This window comes from Testudinibacter crocodili (assembly GCF_006228025.1).
GTDB lineage: Bacteria > Pseudomonadota > Gammaproteobacteria > Enterobacterales > Pasteurellaceae > Chelonobacter.
This window is the reverse complement of the sequence record NZ_VDHF01000059.1, coordinates 26,905-33,687: the sequence shown is the minus strand read 5'-3', so window position 1 is coordinate 33,687 and position 6,783 is coordinate 26,905. Positions and strand designations below refer to the sequence as shown.

The following is a 6,783-nucleotide window of genomic DNA, read 5'->3' as shown; positions in this document are numbered from 1 at the left end:
TCTGAATACCGGCTTTGAATCCGTATTTATGGTAAGTGTGGCTACTGCAAAAAAGGCACTTTTTTTAGTCATTTTTATAAAACTCACTCAAAGCTTTATAATGTAAGGCTTCAAGCGAGTTTTGACCAACCTTTTTGTCTACTATGCCTAATTTTATCCGACAGCGACCTACGGTCGCAATCGGTTAAGCATTGATGAGAGGCTTTGCCTCTCTAAAGCAGCCGCAAAGCGGCTGATCTATGCGTAACCTAGTACGGCTTTGCCGTGCTAGGCTAAAAGGATTAGTTTTAGCTCAAATAATATACTCAAAACATCAACAGACCCTAGGGTCTGTTGATGTTTATTTATCTAATCCACCCAATAAGATATATTTGATCTCTAAATAATCTTCAATCCCGTATTTTGAACCTTCACGCCCCAAACCTGATTGTTTCACGCCGCCGAATGGGGCGGCTTCGTTGGATAAAATGCCGCTGTTAACGCCGACCATGCCGTATTCCAGATTTTCAGCAACCCGCATGATCCGTCCAATATCGCGGCTATAGAAATAAGACGCTAAGCCGAATTCAGTGGCGTTGGCAGCTGCTATCACCTCATCTTCCGTTTCAAATTTGAAAATTGGCGCCAACGGACCAAAGGTTTCTTCGATTGCCACTTGCATATTGGCGGTGACATCACGTACAATCGTCGGTTGATAGAACAAACCGCCCTGCTGCGCCAAAGCGCCGCCACAGACAATTTGTGCGCCTTTGCTCAACGCATCGGCAAGATGTTGTTCCACTTTGGCTACCGCACTTTGATCGATTAACGGTCCAAACGTAACACCCTGTTCTAAACCGTTACCGATTTTTAAGCTGGCTACCGCACTTTTAAAGCGTTCGATAAAAGCCTCATACACCGCACTTTGTACATAAATTCGATTAGCACAGACGCAGGTCTGCCCGGCGTTGCGGAATTTGCAGGCCATCGCCCCCTCCACCGCCGCATCCAAATCGGCATCGTCAAACACAATAAACGGCGCATTGCCGCCCAACTCCAACGACACTTTTTTAATGGTTGAGGCACATTGCTGCATCAGCAAGCGCCCGACTTGGGTAGAGCCGGTAAAGCTGAATTTTTTCACCCGCTCGTCTTCGGTCAGCACTTTACCTATTTTTGTCGCGCTACCGGTAATCACATTGAATACCCCGGCAGGAATCCCTGCCCGTTCGGCTAATTCCGCCAATGCCAAGGCGGATAATGGCGTTTGCGAAGCAGGACGAATCACAAAACTACAGCCTGCCGCCAATGCCGGCGCTGCTTTGCGTGTGATCATCGCATTCGGGAAATTCCACGGCGTAATTGCAGCACAAACTCCGATCGCTTGCTTGGTGACTAAAATTCGTTTATCTGCACTTGGTGCCGGGATGGTATCGCCGTAAATCCGTTTAGCTTCCTCGGCATACCATTCGATGTAAGAGGCGCCGTAGAGGATTTCGCCTTCCGCTTCTGCCAGTGGTTTGCCTTGTTCGAGTGTCAAAATCGTCGCTAAATCTTGTTTATGCTGCACAATCAACTCGAACCAGTTACGCAAGAGTTGACTGCGCTGCTTAGCACTTTGCTGCTGCCAAGCTTTCTGTGCCTGATATGCCACCGCCACAGCTTGCAGTGCTTCTTGCTCCGCCATTTGCGGGATCGCAGCAATGATCTCGCCGGTCGCCGGATTCAGTACCGCAATTGTTTCACCGTTTAAGGCTTGGCGCCACTCGCCATTGATATAGCACTCGGTTTTGAATAATTGAGGATCCGTTAATTGAAACATCGCTTGCTCCTTAATTCGAGTTGATTAATCTTGATACCGCACTTTGCCACTTTGTTGATCAAGTTGTGCCAACCAATCGAGTTTCTGTTTGATTTTGGATTCCATACCACGTTCGCTCGGGAAATAGTAGCGGCTGCGTTTCAGTTCCGGCGGGAAGTAGTTTTCACCGGCGGCGTAGGCGTTTTCTTCGTGGTGAGCATAGCGGTATTCATCGCCATAACCCAGCGATTTCATCAATTTGGTTGGTGCATTACGCAAGTGCGGTGGCACGTCGTAGTCAGGAAATTGGGTTGCTTGTTGTTTGGCGGTGTTGAACGCTTGATACACTGCGTTGCTTTTCGGTGCCACCGCCAGATAGACAATCGCTTGTGCAATCGCACGTTCGCCTTCGGCAGCGCCGACACGAGTGAAGCAATCCCAAGCGCTGAGTGCAACCTGCATCGCACGTGGATCAGCATTACCGATGTCTTCCGAAGCAATCGCCAATAAGCGCCGCGCTACATACAGCGGATCACCACCAGCGGTGATAATGCGAGCATACCAATACAGTGCCGCATCCGGCGCAGAGCCACGAATCGATTTATGCACCGCCGAAATCAAATCGTAATAACGATCACCTTGCTTATCAAAACGCGCTTGCCGCTCCCCCAGCACTTCGACCAACAGCGCTTGGGTCAGCTGTTTCTTGCCATCGATCTCATCTGCCATATCCACCATTAATTCGAGACAATTCAGGGCTAAACGGGCATCGCCATTGACATATTCGGCTAATATCGCCAACAAATTCTCTTCCACTTGCAGACTTTCTTCCCCCAGACCGCACTTGCTATCACTGAGGGCATGTTGCAACACTTGTTGAATTTCGGTTTGGCTCAGCGCTTTGAGCAAATACACTCTGGCACGAGACAGCAAAGCGCTGTTCAATTCAAACGAAGGATTTTCGGTGGTGGCGCCGACAAAAATAATCGTACCATCCTCAATATGCGGTAGAAATGCGTCTTGCTGGCTTTTGTTAAAACGGTGGACTTCATCGACAAATAAAATAGTACGACGGTCGGCTTGTTTGTTCTGTCTGGCCCGTTCAATCGCTTCACGGATCTCTTTCACCCCGCCGGTGACCGCCGAAATCCGTTCCACTTCGGCGTTGATCCGCTGTGCCAGAATTTCTGACAACGTGGTTTTGCCGGTGCCAGGTGGTCCCCATAAAATCATCGAATGAATATGCCCAGCATCTATCGCTTTACGTAGCGGCTTGCCCGCTGCCAGCAAATGCGACTGTCCGAAATAGTTGTCCAATGTAGTCGGGCGCATTCTTGCTGCCAGCGGGCGGAAATCACTTTCGGCAAAATCAAACGAGAGATTATTCACACTATTTTTCCCCGTTAACTTAACGCTGGCTTAACGCTGATCATCCAGTTCTACCCCTTTCGGCACGCTAAACTGAAACAGTTTATTGTCCAGCGTCACATTATTCATATTGCGCAGCATATACAAATTTGCTTGTCCGTCTTGCTCGACAGTGCTGAAATTACGCAACAAACCGTTGCTGTCGATCCGCACTTCAAAACGCTTGATCGCACTGTCTTTGGCTTTTGGCGCCAGGGTGAAGGTGTCATCTTTTTGTGTGACCGTATAGTTGTTCCACTGCTTCGGATCATTGTTGGTCAACAAAATAAATGGGGTGTTGTCAATCGCCTCTGACACCTTGCGTGCCGTGACTTGCTGTACAAACGGATCGTAATACCACAGGGTTTTACCGTCGGCGATAATCTGCGTTTCTTGCGGCTTTTTGCTGTCCAGACGGAACAGATTCGGACGTTTCACCTGAAATTTACCGCTGCCTTCCTGCACCAACTTACCGTCGGCACTGGTCACTCGTTGGTTGAAATCGGCACTGTAAGAACCCACTTCCGCCAAGCGTTGTTGCAATTCATCGACCGCCGCGGCCCACACATTCGCCGTGGCTGAAAACAGCAATGCCGCAAGTGCGGTGTGGCGTAAAAGTGCGGTTTTGTTTAAATATTTCATCTTTTTTCCTCTAAATACTGTTAATCAGTTGCGTATAAATAAGACAATTGATCTATCAATAGGTTCTTAAGCGAATCTGCGAGGGGCAAAGCCCCTTATGATACCCAACCGTGTACGGAAATTGCTATCAGTCTTAATCATACTGATTACGTGGTGCCAAAATTTCCCGTTTGCCGTTATTCGGCGAAGAGAGAATCCCTTGTGCTTCCATTTGATCGACAATCCGCGCCGCACGGTTAAAGCCCAGTTTGAAATTGCGCTGAATCGAAGAGATTGAGGTTGTGCCGGTTGTCAGCACATATTCCACCACCGAGTCAAACAACTCATCAATATCATCATCAGCGCCAACCGCACTTTCGCTGCTCTCTTCTTCTTGCGAAACCACAATGTCGTCCAGATATTGCGGCTTACCGCGCGCGCGCCAGTCGTCAGCCACTTTGTTGACCTCTTCATCGCTCATAAAAGCGCCGTGCACCCGAATCAGTTCGGACGAACCTTGCCCCGAATACAACATATCGCCACGCCCCAACAGCGCTTCGGCGCCACCTTGATCCAAAATAGTGCGCGAGTCGATTTTGCTTGCCACGGTGAACGCAATTCGACTTGGAATATTGGCTTTAATCAAGCCGGTGATCACATCGACCGACGGACGTTGCGTTGCCAAAATTAAGTGAATCCCCACCGCACGCGCTTTTTGCGCCAAGCGGGCGATCAGCTCTTCCACTTGTTTCCCGGCAACCATCAACAAATCAGCAAATTCATCAACAATCACCACAATATAACTCAATTTTTCCAACGCCGGCGGCATGCTGTCCATGGTGTCACCCGGACGCCAGGTCGGATTTGGAATCGGCAAATTCATCGCTTCCGCTTCGTCAATTTTGCTGTTGAAACCTTCGATATTGCGCACATACAACGACGACAATAGTTGATAGCGGCGTTCCATCTCGTCCACACACCAACGCAGTGCATTGGCAGCTTTTTTCATATCGGTGACCACTTCGGTCAGCAAGTGCGGTATGTCGTTATAAATAGACAATTCTACCACTTTCGGATCGATCATGATAAAACGGACTTCTTCCGGTTTACGTTTATACAACAAACTCAAAATCATGCTGTTAACACCAACTGACTTACCTGAGCCGGTCGAACCTGCCACCAGCAGGTGCGGCATTTTCGCCAAATCAACCACAATCGGCTGCCCACTGATGTCTTTACCAAGTGCCAGCGGTAAAATCGCTTGGCTTTGCTTGAATTCGATGCTCGCCAACACATCACGCAAACTGACGGTTTGGCGACGCAGATTTGGGGTTTCGATACCGATATAGGGCTTGCCCGGAATGACTTCCGCCACACGGATCGAGCGAAACATTAAGGCACGCGCCAAGTCGGTATCCAACCCGCTGACTTTCGAGGCTTTGGTACCCGGCTCCAACTCCAATTCATAACGAGTAACCACCGGTCCGACCAACACACTCTGCACTTTGGCTTTCACATTAAAATTGCGCAGTTGATGTTCGATCTGTGCGGAAGTTTCGTCGATTTCCTCGCGGCTGATGTCTTGCTGTTCAGCTTTGCGCTGCTCCAACAAATCCAAACTTGGCAACGGTGTAGTCGGTTTGCCGCTGTGGCTGACTTTCGGTTGTAACAGTGGATGTATCAAGCTGTTTTCATACGGTTTATAGTTTGGTGTCGCTTTCGCTTGCACCGCATCATCGTGATTTAAGATCACCTGCAACTCTTTTTCTGCATTCAGTGCTTGTGCCGCTTGCTGCATTTGCGCTAAACGTTGCTGTTCACGCTCGGCAAACTGGCGCGCCAAATCGTTGATTAACTCTTCATCCGGCTCTTCAATACTGTTTGCTGAAGCTGAATTGAGTGTAGCAACACTGCCTATAGTATTTTCGGTATCCTTTGATATTGAGGCAGCTGTTGCCAAACTGACTTTCGGCATGCCCTCAATCTCAGGCAGATTAAGGCTGTTTAACGTTGCCTGGTTCGCTTGAGCGGCTGCATTCGCTGCAATCGACACTTTCGGTAATTCAGCCGTTTGTTCGACCTGATAATTACCAAAGTGTGGTAACTCCTGCGTCGAAAGTGCGGTTTCATGAAGTTGATCTGCGGTCGAAGGCGCGGTTTGCGCATTCAAACCAACGATTATCGGATGCGCTACCGCACTTTGCTCTTCATCGGGTAATTTTGCTGTCAATTGAGATTCTGTCGCCCGATTAATGGCTGCTTTTCTCGCTTGCAACACACTGTCAGGCAAGAAAATTTCTTCCAACTGCTCAACCGCCCCCGCCGAAACTGGAATCTCGTCTGCAAGCGGTTCTGGTTGTGATGTGGCTTGATTACGCTCCTCATCTTCATCGTCTTCGTCATATTTGGCGGTCAGCCATTGATAAGCGCTGACTAAAAGCATGATCAACGACATGCCTGAACTCAGAATAAAACCGACTACCGTAGCACTAAAGCTAGCCATAAAACTGCCGAACATGCCCAATGACGGATACAGGCTTTGGATCAGCCAGCTGCCCAGTACACCACCGGCAAGGTAGATATCACTGTTAGAAAGTAGCAATGCGGCTAATGATGTCAACCCACATAACAGCAACAAGAAGCCGAGCAATCGCACTAAAGCCCGCCCTTTACTGAATTGATCACGCCAGCGGTTACGCAGCAGCAAGATCGAAGAAACAACCACCACAAATGGAATAATATTGGCAACCGAGCCAAACATTGCAAACAGTAAATCAATACACCAAGCACCAAAAGCGCCGGCTTTATTTAACGGTTGTTGTTGCGGGCTGGCAACGGTCCAGCCGTTATCATAAGGGCTGTAACTAGACCAAGCGATAATAAGATATACGCCGAACAGTGCTGTCAGCCCCAGAATAATTTCAATAATATACTGCTTAGCCGTATATTGCGGTCGAAGGTGTCGAATCATGGTT

At 48.7% G+C, this 6,783-nt stretch carries 4 protein-coding genes; all 4 read right to left on the bottom strand.

Going from position 1 to position 6,783, the window contains the following annotated elements:
* Positions 1–340: 340 nt before the first annotated feature.
* Positions 341–1,801, bottom strand: a complete 1,461-nt coding sequence (locus FHQ23_RS06770; RefSeq protein ID WP_139613634.1) for an NAD-dependent succinate-semialdehyde dehydrogenase — start codon at positions 1,799–1,801, stop codon at positions 341–343.
* A 24-nt stretch (positions 1,802–1,825) separates the two neighbouring features.
* Complete coding sequence (locus FHQ23_RS06765; RefSeq protein WP_139613633.1) at positions 1,826–3,169, bottom strand: replication-associated recombination protein A; 1,344 nt, start codon at positions 3,167–3,169, stop codon at positions 1,826–1,828.
* 30 nt (positions 3,170–3,199) lie between these two features.
* Entirely contained in the window at positions 3,200–3,829 is a 630-nt protein-coding gene (lolA, locus tag FHQ23_RS06760; protein ID WP_139613632.1) for an outer membrane lipoprotein periplasmic chaperone LolA, read from the bottom strand.
* Positions 3,830–3,962: 133 nt separating this feature from the next.
* On the bottom strand, positions 3,963–6,779 hold the full coding sequence (locus FHQ23_RS06755; protein ID WP_139613631.1) for an FtsK/SpoIIIE family DNA translocase: 2,817 nt from the start codon (positions 6,777–6,779) through the stop codon (positions 3,963–3,965).
* Between the last annotated feature and the right edge of the window lie 4 nt (positions 6,780–6,783).

Bases quoted from the DNA above. Each gene is read 5' to 3' on its own strand.
- FHQ23_RS06755 (WP_139613631.1), bottom strand. From the start codon at position 6,779: ATGATTCGACACCTTCGACCGCAATATACGGCTAAGCAGTATATTATT.
- lolA (WP_139613632.1), bottom strand. From the start codon at position 3,829: ATGAAATATTTAAACAAAACCGCACTTTTACGCCACACCGCACTTGCG.
- FHQ23_RS06770 (WP_139613634.1), bottom strand. From the start codon at position 1,801: ATGTTTCAATTAACGGATCCTCAATTATTCAAAACCGAGTGCTATATC.